The organism is Methylophilus sp. DMC14 (genome assembly GCF_056314085.1).
This window is the reverse complement of record NZ_JBQUZA010000004.1, coordinates 289,765-312,744: the sequence shown is the minus strand read 5'-3', so window position 1 is coordinate 312,744 and position 22,980 is coordinate 289,765. Positions and strand designations below refer to the sequence as shown.

Annotated in this window: 22 protein-coding genes; 19 read left to right on the top strand and 3 right to left on the bottom strand. The window is 50.0% G+C overall.

Going from position 1 to position 22,980, the window contains the following annotated elements:
* Window positions 1-3: 3 nt before the first annotated feature.
* The gene (locus tag ACT53C_RS10540) at window positions 4-294 is read left to right on the top strand and encodes an FAD assembly factor SdhE (protein WP_476145986.1); all 291 of its coding nucleotides are present in this window, start codon (window positions 4-6) and stop codon (window positions 292-294) included.
* Complete coding sequence (locus ACT53C_RS10535) at window positions 291-1,421, top strand: HpcH/HpaI aldolase/citrate lyase family protein (RefSeq protein ID WP_194746971.1); 1,131 nt, start codon at window positions 291-293, stop codon at window positions 1,419-1,421. The genes ACT53C_RS10540 and ACT53C_RS10535 overlap by 4 nt, the downstream gene beginning before the upstream one ends.
* Before the next feature lie 21 nt (window positions 1,422-1,442).
* Here the strand turns inward: ACT53C_RS10535 and ACT53C_RS10530 are convergent, their stop codons facing one another.
* On the bottom strand, window positions 1,443-1,649 hold the full coding sequence (locus ACT53C_RS10530) for a hypothetical protein (protein WP_476145983.1): 207 nt from the start codon (window positions 1,647-1,649) through the stop codon (window positions 1,443-1,445).
* Here ACT53C_RS10530 and ACT53C_RS10525 point away from each other — a divergent pair.
* From ACT53C_RS10525 to ACT53C_RS10505, 5 genes are all read left to right on the top strand, one after another.
* Complete coding sequence (locus tag ACT53C_RS10525) at window positions 1,648-3,297, top strand: acetate--CoA ligase (protein ID WP_476145981.1); 1,650 nt, start codon at window positions 1,648-1,650, stop codon at window positions 3,295-3,297. The two genes, ACT53C_RS10530 and ACT53C_RS10525, sit on opposite strands and share 2 nt — an antisense overlap.
* 25 nt (window positions 3,298-3,322) lie before the next feature.
* Window positions 3,323-4,828, top strand: coding sequence for a fumarate hydratase (locus ACT53C_RS10520; protein ID WP_476145979.1), 1,506 nt, complete (start codon window positions 3,323-3,325; stop codon window positions 4,826-4,828).
* Window positions 4,829-4,906: 78 nt separating this feature from the next.
* A complete protein-coding gene (locus tag ACT53C_RS10515) occupies window positions 4,907-5,239 on the top strand; it encodes a hypothetical protein (RefSeq protein ID WP_476145978.1) in 333 nt (110 codons plus the stop codon).
* A gap of 205 nt (window positions 5,240-5,444) precedes the next feature.
* Window positions 5,445-8,024, top strand: coding sequence for a bifunctional aconitate hydratase 2/2-methylisocitrate dehydratase (gene acnB / locus ACT53C_RS10510; protein ID WP_476145976.1), 2,580 nt, complete (start codon window positions 5,445-5,447; stop codon window positions 8,022-8,024).
* Window positions 8,025-8,265: 241 nt separating this feature from the next.
* Window positions 8,266-9,249 (top strand): crotonase/enoyl-CoA hydratase family protein, encoded by a 984-nt coding sequence (locus ACT53C_RS10505; protein ID WP_476145974.1) that lies wholly within the window; start codon window positions 8,266-8,268, stop codon window positions 9,247-9,249.
* Window positions 9,250-9,290: 41 nt separating this feature from the next.
* On the opposite strand, the gene ACT53C_RS10500 is transcribed toward ACT53C_RS10505, so the two are convergent.
* On the bottom strand, window positions 9,291-11,483 hold the full coding sequence (locus tag ACT53C_RS10500) for an ATP-binding protein (RefSeq protein WP_476145972.1): 2,193 nt from the start codon (window positions 11,481-11,483) through the stop codon (window positions 9,291-9,293).
* Window positions 11,484-11,716: 233 nt separating this feature from the next.
* Between ACT53C_RS10500 and ACT53C_RS10495 the strand changes: the two genes are divergently transcribed.
* Window positions 11,717-12,832 carry a DUF2914 domain-containing protein gene (locus ACT53C_RS10495; protein WP_476145970.1) on the top strand — a complete coding sequence of 372 codons (1,116 nt, stop codon included), beginning with the start codon at window positions 11,717-11,719 and terminating at the stop codon, window positions 12,830-12,832.
* Between the two features lie 60 nt (window positions 12,833-12,892).
* On the opposite strand, the gene ACT53C_RS10490 is transcribed toward ACT53C_RS10495, so the two are convergent.
* Complete coding sequence (locus ACT53C_RS10490) at window positions 12,893-13,729, bottom strand: 23S rRNA (adenine(2030)-N(6))-methyltransferase RlmJ (RefSeq protein WP_476145968.1); 837 nt, start codon at window positions 13,727-13,729, stop codon at window positions 12,893-12,895.
* A 106-nt stretch (window positions 13,730-13,835) separates the two neighbouring features.
* On the opposite strand from ACT53C_RS10490, the gene ACT53C_RS10485 reads away from it, so the two are divergent.
* The 11 genes from ACT53C_RS10485 (at window position 13,836) to pgsA (ending at window position 22,871) form a co-directional block, all read left to right on the top strand.
* Window positions 13,836-14,627 carry a cation diffusion facilitator family transporter gene (locus tag ACT53C_RS10485; RefSeq protein ID WP_476145966.1) on the top strand — a complete coding sequence of 264 codons (792 nt, stop codon included), beginning with the start codon at window positions 13,836-13,838 and terminating at the stop codon, window positions 14,625-14,627.
* Between the two features lie 39 nt (window positions 14,628-14,666).
* A complete protein-coding gene (locus ACT53C_RS10480) occupies window positions 14,667-14,846 on the top strand; it encodes a tautomerase family protein (protein ID WP_018985002.1) in 180 nt (59 codons plus the stop codon).
* Window positions 14,847-16,008: 1,162 nt separating this feature from the next.
* On the top strand, window positions 16,009-16,407 hold the full coding sequence (locus tag ACT53C_RS10475; RefSeq protein ID WP_476145964.1) for a DUF2750 domain-containing protein: 399 nt from the start codon (window positions 16,009-16,011) through the stop codon (window positions 16,405-16,407).
* A 20-nt stretch (window positions 16,408-16,427) separates the two neighbouring features.
* Window positions 16,428-16,682 carry a hypothetical protein gene (locus ACT53C_RS10470; protein ID WP_476145962.1) on the top strand — a complete coding sequence of 85 codons (255 nt, stop codon included), beginning with the start codon at window positions 16,428-16,430 and terminating at the stop codon, window positions 16,680-16,682.
* Window positions 16,683-16,818: 136 nt separating this feature from the next.
* Window positions 16,819-17,439: a hypothetical protein gene (locus ACT53C_RS10465; RefSeq protein WP_476145960.1), complete on the top strand. Its 621-nt coding sequence runs from the start codon at window positions 16,819-16,821 to the stop codon at window positions 17,437-17,439.
* Between the two features lie 110 nt (window positions 17,440-17,549).
* Window positions 17,550-18,155 (top strand): immunity protein Imm33 domain-containing protein, encoded by a 606-nt coding sequence (locus tag ACT53C_RS10460; protein WP_476145958.1) that lies wholly within the window; start codon window positions 17,550-17,552, stop codon window positions 18,153-18,155.
* A 71-nt stretch (window positions 18,156-18,226) separates the two neighbouring features.
* Complete coding sequence (locus tag ACT53C_RS10455; protein WP_476145956.1) at window positions 18,227-18,733, top strand: T6SS immunity protein Tdi1 domain-containing protein; 507 nt, start codon at window positions 18,227-18,229, stop codon at window positions 18,731-18,733.
* Between the two features lie 129 nt (window positions 18,734-18,862).
* Complete coding sequence (locus ACT53C_RS10450) at window positions 18,863-19,222, top strand: hypothetical protein (RefSeq protein ID WP_379076822.1); 360 nt, start codon at window positions 18,863-18,865, stop codon at window positions 19,220-19,222.
* 30 nt (window positions 19,223-19,252) lie between these two features.
* Window positions 19,253-20,377, top strand: a complete 1,125-nt coding sequence (locus ACT53C_RS10445; RefSeq protein WP_379076819.1) for an SEL1-like repeat protein — start codon at window positions 19,253-19,255, stop codon at window positions 20,375-20,377.
* Between the two features lie 82 nt (window positions 20,378-20,459).
* Entirely contained in the window at window positions 20,460-22,259 is a 1,800-nt protein-coding gene (gene uvrC, locus ACT53C_RS10440) for an excinuclease ABC subunit UvrC (RefSeq protein WP_476145953.1), read from the top strand.
* 30 nt (window positions 22,260-22,289) lie between these two features.
* Complete coding sequence (pgsA, locus tag ACT53C_RS10435) at window positions 22,290-22,871, top strand: CDP-diacylglycerol--glycerol-3-phosphate 3-phosphatidyltransferase (RefSeq protein ID WP_275354884.1); 582 nt, start codon at window positions 22,290-22,292, stop codon at window positions 22,869-22,871.
* Window positions 22,872-22,980: the final 109 nt, after the last annotated feature.

The following is a 22,980-nucleotide window of genomic DNA, read 5'->3' as shown; positions in this document are numbered from 1 at the left end:
GCCATGCTGAATGCTGAAATTTTACGTGACGCCGAGCAGCGGCGACTGACCTGGCGCTGCCGACGCGGCATGCTGGAACTTGATATCGTGTTGCAACGCTTTGTCAGTGAGCAATTTGGCAGCCTGACACTGGCAGAAATGGAGCAACTGGATGCCTTGCTCGAACTGCCAGATAACGTGTTTTGGGACTTGATTCAGGGCGTAAAAGCCCCGAGCGGAGATCTCAAACCTATGGCAGCCCTTCTTCAAAAATTGAGTGCGAGCCGGCCGACGGCAGAACAGGAAACCAGATGATTCAGCATATGGGAGAAGAGCCGATTGCACTGGATGCCAGTGCCTTGGGGGATTACTGGCCAGGCATACAGTTGTATTACCCGCCAGTGAAGTATGCGCCCAGCCTGGGCATTTATGAAGACATGGAGCAGGCGGCCAACCGCATGGTCAAGCATGCGCACTTTACCAATGCGCATACGCTGATTTTTGACCTGGAAGATGGTTGTCGGCAGAAAGAAATGAGCCGCACCTTGCTGCGGCAGGAGCTGCCCAAACTGCGCAAGGTCAATGAGCGCGTCACCATTGCCATCCGCGCCAACTCCTTCCGTACCGATGAGTACGAAGAAGACATGAAGCTGGTACGCGACATGGGCGAATTTATTGATGTCGTCATGCTGGCCAAGGCGGGTGAATCCTACGGTGCCGCCGAGGTGCGCGATCTGTCTAGCTTTTTGTTGAGTATCAATCCGCAAATCACCATACAGCCGATTATCGAACACCCGAAATCGCTCAAGATTGCGCCTGAACTGATGCAATACGACACTGTAAAACATGTGGTGTTTGGTATTCATGACTTCTCCAAAGCATTGGGGATTCATATCACGCCCGAGCATTGGATAGAAGAGCTGTTCTATTTTATCAACCAGCTGATTTTTGAAGCCAGGATCGCCGGTAAAGGTGTGATTGGCGGTGTGGAAACGCTGATTGGCAGCAACATCATGCCGGACAAATTTGTGGAACCGCACGACGTGCGTCGCTGGCTGGATTTGCATGGCGATAACGAGTCGCGCGTGGTGTACAAACACGCTTGCCAGGAAGCGGCCATGGGCCTGACCGGCAAGCAGGTGATCCATCCCGGGCATATTCATTTGTGTAAAACCGCTTACACGCCATCGCCTACCGAGATCAACCAGAAGGTGGCGATTTTGAAAGCGGCGATTGAAGCCGATGCCTTGTTGGGGGGGGCGATCAAGTTTGAAGGCGAGATGTTGGACCCGCCCATGTTTGGTAAGGCCTTGCAAACGTTGCTGAGAGCGCATGCTTTGCGCGCGCTCAAGGTCAGCGATATGGAGTTTGCCTTGCATGTGCTGCAGTTGATGCCGGCGCAGGTAGTACGCCAAAACTGGCCCTACGGCATTCTGCTTTAAATCAATGGCTGCGCGGGCGAATCACGGCGTTGCGCGGTACTCGAAATCCTCATGTACTTTTAGTACATTCCGGTTTCTGTGTTCCGTGCGCCTTGCTGCTTCATCCCGCTCGCTCATTGATGAGCGTTTAAGCATCATTGAAGATTTAAAAAGCATTTTCAAAAGAAATGCATATAACAGCATCGCATCAACCATGCGTGCATAGAGTGATTGGAAAGGTTTGAACATGACACAGTTAGCCCCTTATCCACAATGGCAATGGGACATCCCTGAGTTTTTCAATATCGGGGTGGCTTGTAGTGACCGCCATTTAGGCACCGCCAAGGCGGATGAAATTGCCATGATTGTGGAGGATGACAGTTTTGGTACCAGCATCATCACCTTTGCCGAGTTGGCGGCCAGGACAGACCGTTTTGCGCAGGTGTTGCGTGGATTGGCTGTCAAGCCAGGGGACAGGGTACTGATTCGCCTGCCGAACAGCCTGGATTACCCGACGGCCTTTCTCGGCACCATGAAAACCGGGGCGATTTCCGTGCCGACCTCTACATTGTTGACGGCCGAGGAAGTGGCGTATCTGGCTAAGGATTCCGGCGCGGTCGTGCTGGTGACCGACGCGGCTGCCTGGCAGGCGATGTCTGCCAAAATGCAGCAGAATATCGCGCAAACACCCCATCTGAAACATGTGCTGCTGACACAGTTATCCGGGGAGGTCTCGCTCGTGGATGGGTTTAATGTCGTGTCACTGGAGGCAGCCCTGGCGAATGTGACTGACGCAGCGCCCGCCTATGCCACGCGGGCAGAAGATCCGGCTTATTTGGTCTATACCTCAGGTACGACTGGTTATCCTAAAGGTGTGCTGCATGCGCATCGTGCCTTGTTGGGGCGCCAGCCAGCCGCCAAATACTGGTTTAACTACAGCGACACGGTGCAAGACCGCATCATGCACTCCGGTAAGTTTAACTGGACCTATGTGCTGGGCACTGGGCTGATGGACCCGTTATACCTGGGTAAAACCGTGATTGTGCATGAAGGCAAAAATGATGCGCAAAAGTGGCTGGATTTGATTGCCAAACACAAAGCCACCATCTTTATTGGTGTCCCGACCATTTACCGCCAGTTATTGCAAAAAACCACCGCTATACAGATAGATATCCCCAGTGTGCGTCACTATATGAGTGCGGGCGAGCATTTGTCGGACGAAGTGTTAACGCAATGGCGTGAGCGTTTTGGGTTGGATATTTATGAAGCGGTAGGCATGAGTGAGTTTTCCTACTATCTGTCGCAAAGTGTGTATCGGCCGATTCGCGCGGGCTCTGCCGGTTTTCCGCAACCTGGGCACCAGATTGTATTGCTCAATCCCGACACCCGTGAGCCGGTGGCCGAAGGCGAGGAGGGCATGATCAGCGTGCCGGATAATGATCCTGGGTTGTTCCTGAATTACTGGAACCTGCCGGAAGAGACCACCAAATACAAGCATGACGGCTATTTCTTTACCGGCGACTACGCCAAATATGATGCCGATGGCTATCTCTGGTTTTTGGGCCGTAAGGATGACATTATCAAAAGCTTTGGCTACCGCGTTTCGCCGTATGAAATCGAGCGCGTCTATAAAGGCCATCCGGCCGTGGCCGATTGCGCAGCCGTTGGCGAAGAGATTGAAAAAGACAAACTGCTGGTGGTGATTTATGTGATCCCCAAACCGGATGCCGAGATTGCGCCAGAAGACCTGATGGTGTTTGGCAAGCAGCATCTGGCGGCGTATAAAGCACCGAAAACAGTCTACCTGGCCAAGGAGTTTCCACGCACCAAAAATGGTAAAATCTTGCGTAAAGATGTGAGTCCTGCCATTGCTTATCAGAAAAGCAATGCGCGCTAAAACGCCCGCCTGAAAGACCTAGAACATGGCCCTGATTAAAACCCAAGACTTTATCGAGAGTATTGCCGACGCCTTGCAATATATCTCGTACTATCATCCGGAAGACTACATCCGGGCACTGGCGGCGGCTTATGAACGCGAGGAATCGGTGGCAGCCAAGGATGCGATTGCCCAGATTTTGACCAATTCACGCATGTGCGCCGAAGGCAAGCGTCCGTTATGCCAGGATACCGGCATCGTGGTGGCCTTTATCAAGGTTGGCATGCATGCCAGGTTTGAAGGCGACATGACGCTGGAAGCCATGGTTAATGAAGGCGTACGCCGCGCCTATCTGCATCCTGACAATACGCTGCGCGCTTCCATCGTCAACGATCCGGCCGGGACACGCAAAAACACCAAAGACAATACGCCAGCGATTACTCACGTGGAAATGGTCGCAGGGGATAAGGTCGAAGTGCAAGTGGCAGCCAAGGGTGGTGGCTCCGAGAACAAGTCCAAACTGGCGATGCTGAACCCGAATGAAAGCATTGTCGATTGGGTGCTCGAAGTGGTGCCGGAAATGGGCGCAGGTTGGTGTCCGCCAGGCATGCTGGGCATAGGCATAGGCGGCAGCGCCGAAAAAGCCATGTTGTTGGCCAAAGAGTCATTGATGGCGCCGATTGATATTCAGGCGTTGCAGGCAAAGGGTGCGCAAAACCGTATTGAAGAACTGCGTTTGGAGCTCTACGAGAAGGTCAATCGCTTAGGCATAGGCGCACAGGGTCTGGGTGGCTTAACCACGGTACTCGATGTGAAAATTCTCGATTACCCCACCCATGCAGCCAGTTTGCCGGTGGCGATTATCCCCAACTGTGCCGCCACCAGACATGTGCACTTCACGCTGGATGGCTCAGGGGTGGCGGTGCTGGCTCCGCCCAGCCCTGAGGTTTACCCGGATGTGCATTGGGCACCTAGTCCGCAAGCCAAGCGCGTGAATCTGGAGACGGTGACGCGCGAAGAAACCCAGCGCTGGAAAACCGGCGACACGCTGTTGCTGACCGGCAAGATTCTGACCGGTCGTGATGCCGCGCATAAACGGATTCAAACCATGCTGGCCAAGGGCGAGCCCTTGCCGGTGGATTTCACCAACAAGTTTATCTATTACGTCGGCCCGGTCGATGCCGTGCGCGATGAGGCGGTAGGCCCCGCTGGCCCGACCACCGCCACTCGGATGGATAGCTATACCGACATGATGCTGAACACCGGCTTGCTTGGCTCCATCGGTAAAGCTGAACGCGGTGACGAAGCGCTGACTGAGATTGCCAGACACAAGTCGGTCTACCTGATGGCGGTTGGTGGTGCGGCTTACCTGGTCAGCAAGGCCATCAAACATGCGCGCGTGTTGGCATTTGAAGATTTAGGCATGGAGGCCATCTATGAGTTTGAAGTGGAAAACATGCCGGTGACGGTGGCAGTGAGTGCCGATGGTGATTCTGCGCACAAGAGCGGCCCAGCCCTCTGGCGCAAGAAGATTGCGCTCAAAGCGGTTTAATGTGCTTTCCATCACAGAACATGCGCACGATTTGCTAAACACTACGTCATACTACTAAGCGTCAGAATGGGGGTAAGTATGATAAAAGGATTAAAAGCAAATACAGGTGTCAGCATGTGTTGCGCCGTTGCGCTGATGATGTTGACTGAGCAAGCGCACGCAGAGTCTGCCCTGGAGTATTTTACGGATAGCACTGGCAAATATGCCGGACCGAGTCTGGAAGACCAGGTGGCGTTAATGGACACCGACCATAATGGTTTTGCCGATGTGTTTGAGGTACGTGCCTACCTGGAAAAGCAACATGGCAAGGGCTATCAGAAAGAGCTGCTCGATAAATGGGAGTCCTCTGCTGCTGGCAAAAGCTGCAGTACCCCGTTTGCCAAGCAACTTTACGGAGACAGTACACGCTGACAGCGTTCGCAGTGTTGTTTTGATGCTGACAACGGCTGTCATTTTGATCAATTGCCAGAATGTTACAAGCAGTTAACATTCTGGCGGAGGGAGTGCATTATAATCAAATCAAAAGAATGCCTCGCGGCCAGTGGTTAATACCGGCCCATTCCCCGATTTTCGTTTTATTGCCCAAGTTTGATTTATTAAATAGAGCCTACACATCATGTTAGAAGCATACGACACCCACGTAAAAGAGCGCGCTGCGCAAAACCTTCCTCCCTTACCCCTGAACGCTGAGCAAGTGGCCGCCCTGGTTGAGTTACTCAAGTCTCCTCCAGCCGGGCAGGAAGCCTTGCTGGTGCATCTGCTTGAAAACCGCATTCCGGCAGGTGTAGACCAGGCGGCGTACGTTAAAGCGGCCTTTTTGGCCGATATTGCCAATGGCAAGGCCAGCTCACCCTTGGTCAGCGCTGAAAAAGCCGTTGAACTGCTGGGAACCATGCTGGGTGGCTATAACGTGCAGGCGCTGGTGGCTTTACTGGATACGCCAATGGCGGCGCATGCCGTGAACGCCTTGTCCACGACCATCCTCATGTTTGATGCCTTCCATGATGTGGATGCCAAAATGAAGGCCGGTAACACGCATGCCAAAACATTGATGCAAGCCTGGGCAGAGGCACAATGGTTTACCAGCAAACCAGCGCTCAAAGATGAGATCAAAGTGGTGGTGTTCAAGCTGGATGGTGAAACCAACACCGATGACCTGAGCCCGGCGCAAGATGCCTGGAGCCGTCCCGATATCCCGTTACACGCCAAGGCGATGCTGGTCAACCGTATGTCTGATGGCCTCAAAGTGATTGAGGAACTGAAGCAAAAAGGCCTGCCATTGGCTTATGTAGGCGATGTGGTCGGGACAGGTTCTTCACGCAAATCTGCCATCAACTCAGTGCAATGGTGGATGGGCGACGATATTCCATTTATCCCGAACAAGCGCACGGGCGGCGTGGTGATTGGCAGCAAGATTGCGCCTATCTTCTTTAACACGGCTGAAGACTCTGGTGCCTTGCCGATTCAATGTGATGTCTCCAAACTGAATACGGGTGATGTGATTGTGATTAAGCCGTTTGAAGGCAAAGTGTTGTCTGAAGCGGGCGAGGTTCTGGCCACATTTGAAATGAACCCGGTTACCCTGGCGGATGAAGTGCGCGCCGGTGGCCGCATTCCGCTGATTATTGGCCGCGGCCTGACTTCAAATGCCCGCAAAGCGCTGGGCTTGGGTGAGACCGATCTCTTTATTAAAGCGGTGCCTGCCAAAGATACTGGCAAAGGCTATACGCTGGCGCAAAAAATGGTGGGCCGTGCGTGTGGCCTGCCTGAAGGCATGGGTGTGCGACCAGGTACCTATTGCGAACCTAAAGCCACCACCGTCGGCTCTCAGGATACCACAGGCGGCATGACGCGTGACGAGCTCAAAGAGCTGGCCTGTCTAGGCTTTAGCGCCGATCTGGTGATGCAGAGCTTCTGCCATACCGCGGCCTATCCAAAGCCGGTTGATATCAAGTTGCAGCACGAGCTACCAGAGTTTATGTCCAGCCGTGGCGGTGTCAGTCTGCGCGCTGGCGATGGCGTGATCCACTCCTGGCTCAACCGCATGATTCTGCCGGATACCGTGGGTACGGGCGGTGATTCGCATACCCGTTTCCCAATAGGGATTAGCTTCCCGGCCGGGTCTGGTCTGGTGGCGTTTGCCGCAGCAACCGGGGCGATGCCACTGGATATGCCTGAGTCGGTCTTGGTGCGCTTTAAAGGTGAAATGCAACCAGGCATCACCTTGCGTGACCTGGTGAACGCGATTCCTTATGCGGCCATTCAGGAAGGAACCTTGACCGTCGGCAAGCAGGGCAAGAAAAACGTGTTTAACGGCCGCGTGCTTGAAATTGAAGGCTTGCCTGACCTCAAGGTCGAGCAAGCGTTTGAATTGGCGGATGCCTCGGCAGAGCGTTCCGCCAACGGTTGCACGGTGCTGCTGAACAAAGAGCCGGTGATCGAATTCCTCAATTCCAATATCGTGCTGATGCAGAACATGATCGAAAACGGGTATGCCGACGCACGCACGCTGGAGCGCCGGATTGCCAGCATGAAGGCCTGGCTGGAAAAACCGGAGCTGTTGCAGCCTGACAGTGATGCCGAGTACGCCCATGTGATTGAGATTGATCTTAACGAAATCAAAGAGCCATTAGTGGCCTGCCCGAATGACCCGGATGACATCAAACCGTTGTCAGCCGTGGTGGGAGACAAGATTGATGAAGTGTTTATCGGTAGCTGCATGACCAATATCGGCCATTACCGTGCTGCGGGCAAGGTGCTTGAAGGCGCAGGTGGCATCCCAACCCGCTTGTGGATTGCCCCACCGACCCGCATGGACGAAGCACAACTGCGTGCCGAGGGGGTTTATTCCACCTTTGGGGTGGCAGGGGCCCGTACCGAAGTGCCAGGCTGCTCGCTTTGCATGGGTAACCAGGCACGCGTGGCGGACAAGGCCACCGTGTTCTCGACCTCTACCCGTAACTTTGATAACCGTATGGGCAAGGATGCTCGCGTGTATCTGGGCTCTGCCGAGCTGGCGGCGGTGTGCGCCAAGCTGGGCCGCATGCCGACCATGCAGGAGTATATGGAGACCTTGGGCAGCAAACTGACCAATACTGCCGAGATATACAAATATCTTAACTTCAACCAGATGACGCAGTATGCAACCTCACTGGAAAACAGTAAAAAGATTATTCCGATCAAAGAAACGGCATAAGGGCTTAATCTTCAAGTACAACAAGGGGGCGCAAGCCCCCTTTGTTTTTTATCAGCGTCGTTCTTTTGTTTTCTGCTGTTGTTTTTCAAGCCGCACATTTGCTTGCAACTGTAAAAGCGGTAACGGCGATATTCGCAGGTGATCTGTTTTGATTATGATGTATTGGCTGTAAGCAATGATGGCTGCGGCTAGCACAGCCATTCATTGGTTTAACAGGTTGCCAATATCCAAGGAGAAACCCATGAAATCGTGCGAACAAACACTGCCTTACCTCCCTCAACAACGCTTGCTTGCTCATGATTACGGCCAGGTGTACTGCCGTTATGATGAAAAATCGCAGGCATTGTGGACTTATCTTTCTCAGCCGCAACGGATTCCGTGCATCAATCACGCCTTGTTGCTGGACTTGCATGCGCACCACCATGATATCGAACGCAGTGGCGGTTATGTTGAAGCCGCGAACGGGGCGTCATTGCCAATCCGCTATTCGGTATTTGCCTCTGCCACGCCCGGCTATTTTAATATGGGTGGCGATCTGCAAAAGATGGCTGCTGCCATCCGCCAACAGGACAGGGCGCAACTGGAGGCCTATGCCAGACTCAGTATAGATGTGGTGGCACAACGCGCTTTCCGCTTTCAACTGGCCAATGTCACCAAAATTTCACTGCTGCAAGGTGAGGTGTTGGGGGCAGGCATAGAAGCGGCTTTAACCAGCGACGTGTTGATCGCAGAGCGACAGGCTGTGTTTTGCTTTCCCGAGCTATTCTTCAATATGATTCCAGGCATGGGCGCTTACAGCCTGATTGCACGCAAAGCAGGCATGGCAGTGGCTGACAAGATGATTTTGGGGTGCGAGCGCTATAGCGCGGAAGAGTGCCTGCAAATGGGGTTGATCGATATGGTGGTTGAGCAAGGGGAAGGCGAGCAGGCCGTACGCACCTTTATCGATAAAAACAATAAACATGCCGCAGGGTTTTTATCCGCACAAAAAGCCAAGGAAAAAATTCATCCGCTAAGCTATGATGAATTGACGGCGATTGTGCAGCTTTGGGTTGAAAATGCCTTGCAACTCAGTGAGCGCGACTTGAAAGTGATGGACCGTTTTTATCGTGCGCAGTCACGCTTGTTTCAGCCAGTGCCTGCAGATCAGCAGAGAGAAGCTGTGCTGACACCGTCTACTGAAAGTGAGGCGTTCTTCGTGCATGACCGCGTTGTGAACCAGTAAGCGTGTGCTTGATATTTGGGGATGCCTGGCGCTTGCACTAGCTATTTTTTTGACCGCTTGGATGAAAGCTTGTCTCGCTGTTGCATAAGCTGGCCACGGGTTTCTTCGTAGCAGTCTGCAACTGCCTGATATAGCAGGGAAATGGTCGAGGCATCCTTCATGTTTAAGCCCAGCAGGCGACGACTGTGCTTGCTCAATGGAATCAGACCCATGTTGGCGGATTCCCCAGCCAGGCTGTGCGCCAGTGTATGAACTTGTGCAAAGTTCAGGTCCATGCATTGCTTGCCTAAGTCGCGGACCAGGTCATCTGTTGTCTCGATAAATTCGCGGATAAGTTTGTTTAAAAACGCCTCGCTGCCACCGAGCTTGAGCAAGTGCGCCATACGGTCCTGATCCAGCAGCGGCTCGGTCATCGGTGCAATGGTCGGGATACTTTCTGCGGTTGCCGAGGGATGCGCATCTGCTGGTGATTGCGCTTTGCCACGTTTTTTCGAAGCGGCTGTGGTGACGGCAAGCGCCTCTGCGCCTGCTTGCGTGTCCAGCGTGCTTGTAATGGCTTCCACCAGGGTTTGAATCTGGCGCGACACCACTGGCTTGGTCAATACCTGATAGACCCCGGCGCGCAAACAGCGATCCTGTGTGGCTTTGGTGGCATCGGCGGTGAGGATCACGGTACGGATAGGCTGACTGCCCGGCAAGGCATGATAGATCCTGAACACCTCCAGGCCATTCATTTCCGGCATGTTGTAATCCAGGATCATCAGGTCAAAATGATGCTGCTCCAGCATATCAAGCGCGGCATCACCGTTGTCCACGGATTTCACCACACAGTGCATTCTTTGCAGGGTCTCATTCAGGATCATCCGGTTGACCACATTATCATCTGCAATCAGCACACGGATTTTTTTGCGGAATCGGGTGTGGCTACTTAATGGCACCACATTGGAGGCGTTATCCAGGTTGATTTCGGTGCTCCGGTCAACACTGGGCGCGATTGCGTGGGTCAGTGGCAAGCTGACCTCAAACACTGTGCCTACATTTTCCTTGCTGCTCACGCTAATGCTGCCACCCATGACTTCAACCAGTTGCTTGGCAATGGTCGTGCCCAAACCCGTGCCGCCATAACGCCGGGTGATGCTGCTATCTGCCTGGGTGAAACTGTCAAAAATAAAAGGCAAGGCCTCTGCCTTGATGCCAATGCCGCTATCCTGGATGCGGAAACATAACAGGCTGCGGTTGGCATACTGTTCCTGGACACTGACCGTGATCTCGACGCCACCGTGCTGCGTGAATTTAATCGCGTTGGCGATCAAATTGGTCAATATCTGCTCCAGATGGTGCATGCTGCCAGAAAAGTGCCGTTCCGCTTCATTGGCGAGATTGAACTTCAACCAGAGTTGCTTGCGTTCCACTTCAAGTTGAAACACGAGGTGCAAGCGGTTGATCAAGTCTGGCAGGTAAAAAGCAATCTCTTCGAGATCGACTTTACCTTTTTCAATCTTGCTGATATCGAGTACGTCATTGATGAGCTTTTTCAGGCTGCTGGCTGAGGCGCCAACCATATTCAAGAATTCGGCTTGTTTGCGGTCAAGCTTGGTCTGGGCCAGCAGTTCACTGGCGCCAATAATGCCATTGAGCGGTGTGCGCATCTCATGGCTGATATTCGACAGAAAGTTTGTCTTTGCCTCGCTGGCTTGGTCAGCCTCTTTGGTGGCTTTTTCCAGGCTCACCAGCAACCGTAGGGCATGCGGTGGAATCAGTAACAGCGTCAGCAAAAAGCCATAAGCCAGATGCTGGTGTTCTATCCAATAAGGGTTTAAATACAAGGTTAGACTAAAGCCCACCAGGCTTAGCATATAGCAGCCTTTGAAAAACTTGGTGCCATAACGCAAGCCATAGCCAATAATCAGCCACAGATAAATGCCGATAAATACGCCGGCCATCGCCCCCGAGATCATTTGCTCTAGCGAGGTGGCGGTGATATCCATCACCATGGCGGTCCATTGCCGTTTTTCGTTTTTGGCCGGGTTGCGCAAGATGTTATACAACATCAGAAAACCAAAGCCCAGATAAATCAGACACAACAATACGGGTTCATAGCTGCTGCGGTTAATCAGCAAGTAAAGCGTAATCATGCTGACAAAAAGCACGCGGATCAGTGCCTGCTCAGTTTCATAACTGACAGATTTGATCTCGCTTACTTTGTACACCAACTGCTTTACTAGGGTTCGCATGTTTGATGGGATATCAGGGTATTAGCCAATGATTAGTGAGAGAAAAACTTAACTTTATTGATAGTTAACGGCTTTTTCTTAAGATAACTTAAAGTTTAACAGGCAAGGTTTGATTATCAAAGTAAGTTTACTTTTCAAACGCGCAAAATAAGATTGTGTTTCGTGCAGCGCATGCGCAAAATACCGCCCTGATACAAAACGCTGCCTGATGACAGATGTGGAAAGTGTAATGAATGATGACTGATCAAGCGCCAGCCCTTTCAAGATGGTCACGTTGGCTCGCCCGTAGCCGCATGGCGCTGCCGATCGTGTTTTTTATCGGCGGCTTTGTCTGGGACGCGATTACCATAGGCAAAAAAGTCGCCATGTCCGACATGATCATTTTTGCCTTGTATTTGCTGGTGGCCGCTATTCTCATGTACCAGTTGGCCGAACCTTCTTCTTCCATCCGGCGGCTGGGCGAGCGGCTGTTGAGCTTCCAATGGGTACAGCACAAAGTCACGCGCTGGCCAGTGCACGATTGGCCATACTGGGTATTACAATTTTTGTTTGGCAGCCTGTTAAGCGCTTTGTTTATTCTGTACTTCAAAAGCTCCAGCGAGGGCGTGGCCTGGATTATTACCCTGGTGTTGGGCGCGTTGCTGGTCGCCAACGAGTTTCTTGAGAGTGAATACCGGCGCCTGAGCTTGTGCTGGAGCATGTTCGGCCTCTGCTCCATCCTCTGGTGTAACTTTGCCTTTCCCTTTTTGTTTGGCAGCGTGCATGCGGCTTGGTTTTACCTGAGTACCTTGCTCGGGGCGACCATCACTTATGTGCTTTACCAGCGCGCGCCGCATCACAGAGGCCGAATCTGGCCAGTGTGGGCAATTGCCGGGTTGCTCATGCTGGCTTACCGGCAAGACATGATTCCGCCTGTGCCTTTGGTCAAGCAAGCCGTGGTGGTAGCCTACGATCTGGAAAAGTCCCCACAAGGCTATTGGATGACGGTGGAAAAGTCGCCCTGGTGGCAGTTTTGGCGGGTGGATACCGACCATTTTTACTTGCAGCCCGGTCAACGGCTGGTATGCTTTTCTGCCATTTTTGCGCCACAAGGCCTCAAAACCCATCTGCTGCATGATTGGCAGAAAAAACAGGGTGACCAGTGGGTGAGTGTCTCTACCCCAGGGTTTTCATTGACAGGCGGACGTGACAGCGGGTATCGCGGCTATACCTATAAAACCAATCTCACGCCAGGCGAGTGGCGGGTGCGTATCCAGACTGGTAACCGGCAAACCATCGCCAGCCATCAATTTACCGTCACGCTTGGGCAGGGCAGGGATACGCATAAACGCATCCGTATCCGCTATTAGGGGCATGAGTGCTTGCCCATTCCAGCTCGCCTAATCAAGACTAGTTGAATCAAACCCAGTCTAGCGCTGTTTGCCTTCGCAACTGGCATGCGCGCCTGCATCTTGCGCTAACACTTGTGCCAGCCACGGCAGGTGTGGCTCTACCGATTGCCGCAAGGTCCACGGCGGGTTAATCACCCACATGCCACTGCCATACATGCCAAAGCCATCGGCTGAAGGTTGTTCTACATCCAGCGTCACATGCAAAAAGTCGGTGTCCAGACGGCGCAGCTTGTCTATCATTTGCTGCGGTTCTGGGCGTTGCAAGCGCGGGTACCAGATTAAATAAGTGCCTGTGGCAAAGCGCTTCAGGCTGTCTTTAATGCAATCCACCACGCGCGCATAATCGTCTTTAACTTCATAAGGCGGGTCAATCAGCACGATGCCGCGTTTGGTCGGTGGCGGCAGGCAAGCCTTGATGCTCTCAAAGCCGTCTTTTTGCTGAATCGCGATTTGCCGTTTTTGTGATGCAAATTGCTGTTCCAGCAAAGCCGCATCGGCCGGGTGTAGCTCAAACAAGCGTAATTTATCCACCGGGTTGATTAGGTGGCTGGCCAGCCAAGGTGAGCCCGGGTAAAGCATCTGCTGATCTTTATTTGCTGCAGCAATAGCCTCCAGATAGATTTGAAACGGCTCAGGCGCCTGGCTTTGCTGCAAACGCAAAATGCCATCCACGTATTCCGCTGTTTTATTCGCTACGCTACTGTCCAGGCGATACAGTCCGGCCCCGGCATGGGTATCAACCACCCAATAAGGCTTATCCTTCTGTTTAAAATAATCCAGCACCAGGCTGAAAATCCAGTGTTTTAAAACGTCGGCATGGTTGCCAGCATGAAAGGCGTGTCTGTAACTTAACATGATGATTTTCTCTACAAGCCAGCATTATCCCAGATTTTTCATTAGAGACTGTTTTATGTCAGTCAGGCTATTGTGAAAAGCAGCTAATTTGCATTAGCATGCCATCATGAAACCTAGCCATACACCTCACGAACATTCTCACTCTTCTGGTCGCTGCCCGTATGGGCACGATCACGCATATGCGAACAGCCACGATCATGACCATGAACACGGCCATGAACACGGCCATGAACACGGCCATGAACACGGCCATGAACACGGCCATGAACACGCGCATCGCCATGATGATCACGAACACGGTAACCCGTTTTGGCTGCCATTTCTCGCCATTTCCGTCTTTACCGTGGTTGAGTTTGTCGGCGGCTGGTGGACCCAATCCCTCGCCTTGCTCAGCGACGCCTGGCACATGCTGTTTGATGTGCTGGCACTCGGCCTTGCGATGTGGGCAGCACAGCAGGCGCGCAGTGGGCATCCTGCCTCAAAACACACCGAGCGTCGGGTCTCCATGATCAACGCCGTCTCCATGCTGCTAGTCACCGGCTGGATTGTCTACGAAGCCATCGAGCGCTTGCAAAATCCGCGGGCAGTCGCAGGCGGTTATGTCAGCATCATTGCCCTGGTCGGATTACTGGTTAACGTCGTTGTTGCCAAACACATGCATCATCAACAACACCATCACGGCGGTGATGAAAGCTTAAACCACCGTGCCGCATTCCTGCATGTGCTAGGCGACTTGCTCGGTTCAGTCACCGCCGTGGTCGCAGGCGTAGTCATCTACTTTACAGGCTGGATGAGCATAGACCCAATCCTCTCTATCCTGATTTCAGTACTGCTGCTGGTGGTCACGCTCAACCTCATCCGCGATATTCTCCGCGGTGGTGCAGGCCATCATCACTAGTTTAAAGATCATTTAACCAACCACAGAAGGAGCGTCAATATGCCTTATGTCAATGTGAAACTAGCAGGCTCAGTCACCAAAGAGCAGAAAAAACAAATCGCCAAAGAGATTACCGAAACATTGCAAAAGCACGCGCATAAACCAGCGAATTACACCTATATCGTGTTTGAAGAGGTCGAGTATGAGGATTGGGCGATAGGTGGGGAGCTTTTAGGGTAATTAGTGTTAGTGTTCAGGTGTGTTTTGTTATTGATTTAATAAAAATTTTTTACTTATGATTATTAAGTTTATTAATATAAACAACGGGTTATTGAAAATGATGATTGATGGTAGGAATAGCTCTGCCTCAGTATATACACCGATTTCGGTGTCTACATTACGTTATGCCTCAAATGCGTAGATCTATCCCCATCCTTTCGGCATTGATTTGGAGCGCCGGTGCCGCGGCGGGCCCTACTGTTCAGCCGTTTGTTGAGTCTGAAGTTCAGTCCGGCTGTGGCTGCAATTTTCAATTTGTTGGCCCAGCCGCGACCGGCAAGACATTTCTTTGGTGGCTTGAGGGTGAGGACGCATTCATGCGCGTCGATGGAAGGCTTGAAAAACTCTCCGTTGAGCAAACCGGAGGTAGAAGCAAGAAGCGCGGTGTGATTTCTGTCGGAGACGCAACCTCCTACGTATTGCGCAACAAGTCCCTCCAGGTGAAGGTATCAACCACGGTTGTTCAAGCGTGCTCTCCCGAGAGCGTTGAATGCGAGTCAGTCGGCGTTAAGGCGAGCGCCGTAGCTACATCTCCCAGCGGTACGACCACTGTAAAAGGACTGGGTGCATGTGGGTGTTGAAGAGGCATAACCCTGCGCTCCACCGGACGCTGCGCGATAGAGCCGCTCAGCGCCAGTGACCTCCACGTTAGCACTTAATAAACCATGAACACTTTATATCTTGAAGCAGGAATCGTTTTTACCCTACCACTGATGATTGCATCCATATCATCTGCAATCATGTGGCGTAGCCTCGGAAAACCTTGGTTATTTTTTGCAATATTATTGGTAGTGTTTTATACGCTCTACATAAGTATTATTTATATTATTTACTTAATTCCCGACACCACGAAAACATTTCTTAGCGCTACAAGCAATGAAAAAAGTGTGCCTGCACCGCAATTTTATTTTTTAAGTCAATACATCAAACAAATGGTTATTTTTACTCTTTTATCAGTACCATTCGCTGGGGTCTTTCACAGTTTTTCCGCAATAACGCTTAAAACCTGCTAACCCATCAGTCAAGCGGGACTGGCGAAAATGCGCTTTGAATCAACAATTATTAATAACGAGGGTTGAGCCACCATTATCGCCAGCCCCTTACTTCACACGTTAGGGCTTACATGGGTAACTCAGGTAAACAGGCACATGACTTCTATTCCGACGTGATAAGCCACAACAAAATGTGGACAGTCAGAGACATCAAAGGAGAGGTCATTTTCGAGTCAAACAGAGGTACAAAAATCAAGCCACTGTGGTCGAAAATAACCAGAGTAGAGAAAATTATTAAAACCATCCCTGGATTCTCTGATCTTGAACCTGTTGAGATTTCGTGGAGCGAGTTCGAAAAAGAATTAGCACCAAAGCTAAAAGAAAAGAATATATTCGTCGGCGTTAATTGGAGCGGCAAAAAACTAACTGGCTACGATATGTCAGCATTTCAGCTCATTGAAATAGTTAGTCTTAATAAAGCTGCTGCCCTAACCCATCATTCAAGCGGTACGCCTAACGGCGCCCCTTAATTCAAACGTTAGGTTTAAAATTGCTTGAGCCAGAGCTTGTCGAGAAGTTAAGAGAAATTTCTCTTCGTTCACCTAAAAGCGAGGCGGAAATGAAAAACCTAGAATCTGAATGTATCGAACTCATGAGAAAAATTGGAAACTTTGGTTTCGCCAAAAACTGTCCTGATATCGTGATGCACTATCTAACTGACGTTGATATTCGGTATAAAGATCCAGAATATGCTAATTATCAAAACCCGCTTTTTACTGCTGCACTTGATGAATGGGCAAAATAAAATGCAACCTAACCCATCCATCAAGCGGGACTGGCGAGAACTCTCTTCGATGAATACAATTTTAATAACAATGGCTGTGTCACCATCGTCGCCAGCCCCTTATCTCAAACGTTGGGCATATCAAAAGGAGAATTAAGTGGGCTTTCATATATCTTGGGTAGCTGTACATGGAAAATCACCTGCACAGGTTTGCTCGGAATTAAATTTACAAGACACCGATGAGCAAAGCCCTTACCCAGAAACTGATGTAGATGCGCTCAAGCTCGAGTCTGGATGGTACCTTTTACATTTCAACGACCCATTACCGCCAGAGCTAGAGCTTGCGATTCTAGGCCCATTATCGATGAGAGCTGAAGTTGTAAAGTGTGTTATTGAAGAAGCCTCTATGGTCTCGATGGCAAGCTATCTCTCCAACGGTAAAGAGAAATGGTCTATCGTCCATGACTCAGAACAGGGACTTACGCATCTAGATGTAAGTGGAGATCTTCCTGATTGCTACGAGGAAATTAAAAATCGATTGCTAGCTCAACTGAATGCGGATGAAGACCCATGTGATTACTTATTTGATGTGCCCGCCGAGGTCTGTAAAAGCATCACTGGGTTTCGTCATGACGATGTTAGAGAAGATGAGGATAGTAATCCATTTGCGGTCATGGAGCGGTCAAGCCAAGCCAAAGCGTCTGGTGCTTCAACAAACAATATCGAAAGTGATATTACAAATTCACAATCTACCAAACCTTGGTGGCGGTTTTGGTAATGCCCAACCCATCCATCAAGCGGTGCTGGCGAAAATGCGCTTTAATAACGGGTGTCGAGCCACCATTGTCGCCAGCCCCTTACCTCAAACGTTAAGTACAAAGAGTAACGATGATAAAAATTAAAAGACCTTTGTTCTCACTTCATTGTGACGAGTCACTCACTGAGCAGGGTGAATGGGCAGCTGATATTGTTACAAACTTTAAAAACCAACCACCTGGTATTGAAGATGGAGTGACTATTCAACTTGGATGGACACTTCTAAAATTCATAAAAATTGATGGTGAATTAATACTTTGTGAGCCTGACTACTTTGGCAATCCATTTAAAGACTTCAAACCCGATATTAGTACATCTCTCTGGGCATTAGCCTCTCAAATAGAGTTTGTTAAAGGTTTAGACTGTAATCCCTATGGATTTAGATTCGATGACAAAATCGTTGTAAAAAAAGGGTGCCTTTCTGAAGATAAACTATATGCTCATCGTCAAGAACCATCTGAAAATGATTCAGGATGGTACATCGGTCCAGCAAATAAAATAAATAATTCACAACCCCTTGATGCAAGTGAACTTGAAGCTATTTATGCATTTGAGTTACTCAAAACTAAGCCTCATATATTAGACGCTTTAGTTTTGCCTATTAATTGGATTGTTGTTTGGGATGATAATCAAGTGACCCATATATTAAATGAGAGTGATGAAGTCGTTGGCCCATAAATACCTAACCCATCAGTCAAGCGGGACGCCTAACTGCGCCCCTTACTTCAAACGTTAGACTTTAAAACCCTATGACACTGAATGACCTTACAGTTAATTTCGGCCACCTTAACCAAGAGACTTTACTCGCTGATTGGGAATGGTTAGTTGGTAAAAACAAATTACCAATTTTAATTACAGCTTCTGGTGACGCATTTGTACAAGATAGAACCGATAAAAAAGTTTATTTTCTTGATGTTGGTGCAACACAAATAAGTGCCATAGCTGAATCTGGGGCGGAGTTTGAAACTTTATTATCTGATAAAGAGTTTGTAGTAAGTTATTTTGGTGTTCAGTTGGTGGGTGACTTGAGACTTTCTGGTCTCGTTCTAGAATCTGGTCAAATTTACAGCTTTGTAAAACCACCTAATCTTGGAGGCCAATACGAGCTTGCTAATTTTGAGAAGGTAGATATTAGTGTTCACTTCTCTATGTTTGGGCAAATTAGTCAGCAAGTCAAAAGTCTTCCCGAAGGTGCAAAGATTAAAGAATTCAAAATCATTGACTCTAAACCAAAGTCACGATGGAAGTTTTGGTAATGAAAAAATCGCCTAGCCCATTAGTCAAGCGGGATTGGCGAAAATGCGCTTTGAATCAAGAATTATTAATAACGAGGGTTGAGCCACCGATGTCACCAACCACCTACTTCACACGTTGGGAGTAAAAATATGCCAATTGGTATTAGACAAGCCGTTATCGCAATATGGGCAACACTTGCTATTGACGCACTACTAGCCTTATATGAAAAAATGACTGGTCATGCTACAGACGGCGAATTTGCATCTACGATCATTTTTTATTCCTTGCTTTGTATATTGCCTTACAAAATCAGTAATGCAAGCAATGCTGCTCGCTATGTATATTTAATTATTACAATCGGATCAGTTCTTATCATGCTTGGTGGGGTCGGTTACGAAAAAATGAAGCTTGAGTATTTTGTTTCTATTTTTCTCATTCCAGTTGAAGCTTTTATCCTTTATCGGCTATTCCAAAAAGGTACATCTGATTGGTTTAAGAAAGTGCAATAACTGCGATATTTAGTATCAGAGTAAAAATCCATGAATAAGAAAATTGCCATTTTTTTGATATTGCCATGTTTATGGGGAAGTTTTGTTTGGGCTGACACAAGTCAATTTAGCTCTTTGATTAATAGTCAGATACTTGATAGTCAGCTGGAGGCCATTCAAAAATCAGCTGCGAATGGAAATTTAGAGGATCAATATCGCTTAGGTGCGATGTATTACGCAGGTAAGCTGGTTGAGCAAAATAAAACCTTAGCTTTTGAGTGGTTTTTAAAAGCGGCCGAGCAAGGGAATGCAAGTGCACAAAATGACCTTGGTGCGATGTACGAAAACGGAGAGGGTTGTGAGAAAAACATAGACAAAGCCATAGAGTGGTATACCAAAGCTGCAGCGCAGGGGATGATCCTAGCCAAAAATAACTTAGGGTCGTTGTACTATGTAGGTGTCCTTGTCCCAAAAAATCTACAAAAGGCTTTTGAATGGTTCTCGAAAGCAGCTGAGCAAGGGGATGCGAGAGCACTCAATAATCTTGCCGGGATGTATGGCACTGGAACGGGCGTTGAAAAAAACACAGAAAAAGCATTTGATTTGCTTACTCAAGCGTCCGAAAAAGGTGATGCTAACGCTCAAAATAATCTCGGTGCAATGTACTACAACGGCGTGGGTGCCTCTAAGGATTTACAACGAGCCCACGAGTTGTTTTTTAGAGCAGCAGAACAAGGTAATGCAGTGTCAGCACGCAATCTGGGTTTGATGTATTACAAAGGCTATGGCGTTGAGCAGGATAAGCAAAGCGCCTTAGCGTGGCTTAAAGTTTCAGCTGAAAAAGGGGATGCCATTGCGCAGTTTAATGTCGCCATGCTCTACGATATGGGCGATGGCGTGACTCAAAATAAGGCAAAAGCCGCTGAGTGGTACTTGAAAGCAGCTCGACAAGGAGAGGTTAAGTCACAATATAATTTAGGGGTCATGTACTACAATGGTGTAGGCGTTCCACAAAATAAATCTAGAGCATTTGAATGGTTTAGCAGATCGGCAGACCAAGGTTTTGCGATGGCGCTACATAATCTTGCAGTCATGTATGACGTTGGTGATGGTGTTCTGCAAGATAAAGTAAAAGCAAAAGAGTTGTATTCAAAAGCGGCGCAACTTAGGAATTAGAGTGTTTTAAATTTATCTGCTCAGATATTTTCAGGATGATTTGCTTATCATCCACATGTCTATCAAGTGCTAAAATGCCGCCATGTTTGACCCCAAACCCATCCTGAAAAACCTTCCAAACCTGCCAGGCGTTTACCGCATGCTCAATGCGGAAGATACCGTGATCTATGTGGGTAAAGCCAAAGATTTAAAAAAGCGGGTTTCGAGTTACTTTAATAAAAACCTCGCCAGTCCACGCACCAAAATGATGGTGTCGCAGATTACCAATATCGAGACCACGGTGACCCGCTCTGAGGCGGAGGCTTTGTTGCTTGAGAATAACCTGATCAAGAGCATCATGCCGCGTTATAACGTGTTGTTTCGCGACGATAAGTCTTATCCCTATATTAGCCTGACTGGCGATGCGTTTCCGCGGCTGGCGTTCCATCGTGGCACCCAGCGTAAAGGACATCAGTATTTTGGGCCTTTCCCAAGCTCGCCTGCGGTGCGTGAGAGCATACAATTGCTGCAAAAGGTGTTTAAGCTGCGCACCTGTGAAAACACGGTGTTTGCTAACCGGTCACGGCCTTGTCTGCAATATCAGATTGCACGGTGTACTGCACCGTGTGTGAATCTGATTTCCCAAGAAGACTATGCGAGTGATGTGCGCCACGCGGCGCTATTTTTGCTCGGCAAAACCAGTGAAGTGATGGATTCTTTGGCGGATGGGATGAATGCTGCAGCCGAGGCGATGGAATACGAGCAGGCGGCGGTGTTGCGAGACCGGATTCAGGCCTTGCGCCAGGTGCAGGCCAAGCAGTTTGTCAGTGACTTTAGCGTGAGTGATGCGGATGTGATTGCCTGTGCCGAGATTGAAGGCCAACACTGCATTAACCTGGTGATGATCCGTGGTGGGCGTCATTTAGGCGACAAGAGCTTTTTCCCCAAGAACGCGCAGGATGCCGAGCTGGTAGAAACGGTAGAGGCGTTTATTACCCAGTATTATGTGGCGCAAAACACGCCGCCGTTGCTGGTGTGTGGGGCGGAGATCGACAAGACCGAGTTTGAAACCATGCTCAGCGAGCAGGCCGAACGTAAAATCCGCGTGCTGACTAATGCGATTGGCGATAAAAAAGTCTGGCTCAAGATGGCGCAGACCAATGCAGAACTGGCGTTGCAACAACGGCAGGCGACTTCGGCCAACCAACAGGCACGCTTGCTCTCGTTGCGTGAGGCGCTTAACCTTGCCGAGAACACCGAGCGCATTGAGTGCTTTGATATCAGCCATACCATGGGTGAAGCCACTGTGGGCAGTTGCGTGGTGTTTGACCGTGGCGATATGCAAAACAGTGAATACCGCCGCTATAACGTCACCGGCATCACGCCAGGCGATGATTATGCGGCGATGCGGGATGTGCTGACCCGGCGCTATAAAAAAGTCGCTGCGGGCGAGGGCAAGCGCCCTGACCTGATTTTTATTGATGGTGGCAAGGGCCAGTTGGGCGTGGCGATGGAGGTCATGCAAGAGGTCGGTCTAGACGATATACTGCTGATTGGTATTGCCAAGGGAGAAGAGCGCAAACCGGGTCTCGAAACCATGATTTTCTCCGACACTGGCGAAATGCTGAATTTACCCGTGGATAATCCCGGCTTGCACCTGCTGCAACAAATCCGCGATGAAGCACATCGGTTTGCGATTACCGGCCACCGGGCCAAGCGCGCCAAAGCGCGCATTACCTCTAGCCTGGAAGAGATTGAAGGGGTAGGGGCAAAGCGCCGCAAAGCCTTGTTGACGCGATTTGGTGGCCTGGATGCGATAAAAAGTGCTAGCATAGACGAGATTGCACAAGTCGAAGGCATTAGCCTGGCACTGGCGCAAACCATATACGAACGATTGCATTAAGCCATTGCAACAGCCCTGAGCAAAATAACCATGTGGAATGTCCCCAATATACTCACCCTGCTACGCATCGCGATGATCCCGGTGTTTGTTGGTATCTTCTTTTTGCCCGCGAATGCCATCGCCAGCGACGGGCTGCCAGCACACTGGGTAAACCTCACCGCTGCCAGTGTGTTTATTCTGGCCTCATTCACCGACTGGCTAGATGGCTACTGGGCCCGCAAATATCACCAAATGTCCAAGTTTGGCGCGTTTCTTGACCCAGTGGCTGACAAGCTGATGGTGGCCGCCGCCTTGATTGTGCTGGTGGAGTTGCACCGGGTCGGGGCGGTGGTCGCGCTCATCATCATCGGCCGCGAAATTGCCATCAGTGCCTTGCGCGAGTGGATGGCCAGCATAGGCAAAAGCGCCAATGTTGCGGTCGCCATGGTTGGGAAAATCAAAACGGCGGCACAAATGGTCGCCATCATCCTGCTACTTTGGTTTGATCCGCTGTTTGGCATCAACATCCAGTGGCTGGGTGAATGGCTCATTGTGATCGCCGCATTGCTGACCCTGATCTCCATGGGTTACTACCTGCGCGCGGCGTGGCCGGCGATACGCGAAACCATCTAAAAAAGCAAGGCGAAAAAAGACATATTATTTTCAAAATCTTCCTTGACACCGGTCTCAAAATCATTAAAATGCCAGCTTCTTTACGACACATGACGTAAGGAAATACGCG

What these genes read in the sequence shown, in the direction of transcription:
- ACT53C_RS10450 (WP_379076822.1), top strand. Translation starts at nt 18,863, where the DNA reads ATGCCAATTGGTATTAGACAAGCCGTTATCGCAATATGGGCAACACTT.
- ACT53C_RS10495 (WP_476145970.1), top strand. Translation starts at nt 11,717, where the DNA reads ATGATGACTGATCAAGCGCCAGCCCTTTCAAGATGGTCACGTTGGCTC.
- ACT53C_RS10445 (WP_379076819.1), top strand. Translation starts at nt 19,253, where the DNA reads ATGAATAAGAAAATTGCCATTTTTTTGATATTGCCATGTTTATGGGGA.
- ACT53C_RS10475 (WP_476145964.1), top strand. Translation starts at nt 16,009, where the DNA reads ATGGGTAACTCAGGTAAACAGGCACATGACTTCTATTCCGACGTGATA.
- ACT53C_RS10505 (WP_476145974.1), top strand. Translation starts at nt 8,266, where the DNA reads ATGAAATCGTGCGAACAAACACTGCCTTACCTCCCTCAACAACGCTTG.
- ACT53C_RS10540 (WP_476145986.1), top strand. Translation starts at nt 4, where the DNA reads ATGCTGAATGCTGAAATTTTACGTGACGCCGAGCAGCGGCGACTGACC.
- ACT53C_RS10480 (WP_018985002.1), top strand. Translation starts at nt 14,667, where the DNA reads ATGCCTTATGTCAATGTGAAACTAGCAGGCTCAGTCACCAAAGAGCAG.
- ACT53C_RS10520 (WP_476145979.1), top strand. Translation starts at nt 3,323, where the DNA reads ATGGCCCTGATTAAAACCCAAGACTTTATCGAGAGTATTGCCGACGCC.
- pgsA (WP_275354884.1), top strand. Translation starts at nt 22,290, where the DNA reads ATGTGGAATGTCCCCAATATACTCACCCTGCTACGCATCGCGATGATC.
- ACT53C_RS10500 (WP_476145972.1), bottom strand. Translation starts at nt 11,483, where the DNA reads ATGCGAACCCTAGTAAAGCAGTTGGTGTACAAAGTAAGCGAGATCAAA.
- acnB (WP_476145976.1), top strand. Translation starts at nt 5,445, where the DNA reads ATGTTAGAAGCATACGACACCCACGTAAAAGAGCGCGCTGCGCAAAAC.
- ACT53C_RS10515 (WP_476145978.1), top strand. Translation starts at nt 4,907, where the DNA reads ATGATAAAAGGATTAAAAGCAAATACAGGTGTCAGCATGTGTTGCGCC.
- ACT53C_RS10530 (WP_476145983.1), bottom strand. Translation starts at nt 1,649, where the DNA reads ATGTTCAAACCTTTCCAATCACTCTATGCACGCATGGTTGATGCGATG.
- ACT53C_RS10525 (WP_476145981.1), top strand. Translation starts at nt 1,648, where the DNA reads ATGACACAGTTAGCCCCTTATCCACAATGGCAATGGGACATCCCTGAG.
- ACT53C_RS10460 (WP_476145958.1), top strand. Translation starts at nt 17,550, where the DNA reads ATGATAAAAATTAAAAGACCTTTGTTCTCACTTCATTGTGACGAGTCA.
- ACT53C_RS10490 (WP_476145968.1), bottom strand. Translation starts at nt 13,729, where the DNA reads ATGTTAAGTTACAGACACGCCTTTCATGCTGGCAACCATGCCGACGTT.
- ACT53C_RS10455 (WP_476145956.1), top strand. Translation starts at nt 18,227, where the DNA reads ATGACACTGAATGACCTTACAGTTAATTTCGGCCACCTTAACCAAGAG.
- uvrC (WP_476145953.1), top strand. Translation starts at nt 20,460, where the DNA reads ATGTTTGACCCCAAACCCATCCTGAAAAACCTTCCAAACCTGCCAGGC.
- ACT53C_RS10485 (WP_476145966.1), top strand. Translation starts at nt 13,836, where the DNA reads ATGAAACCTAGCCATACACCTCACGAACATTCTCACTCTTCTGGTCGC.
- ACT53C_RS10535 (WP_194746971.1), top strand. Translation starts at nt 291, where the DNA reads ATGATTCAGCATATGGGAGAAGAGCCGATTGCACTGGATGCCAGTGCC.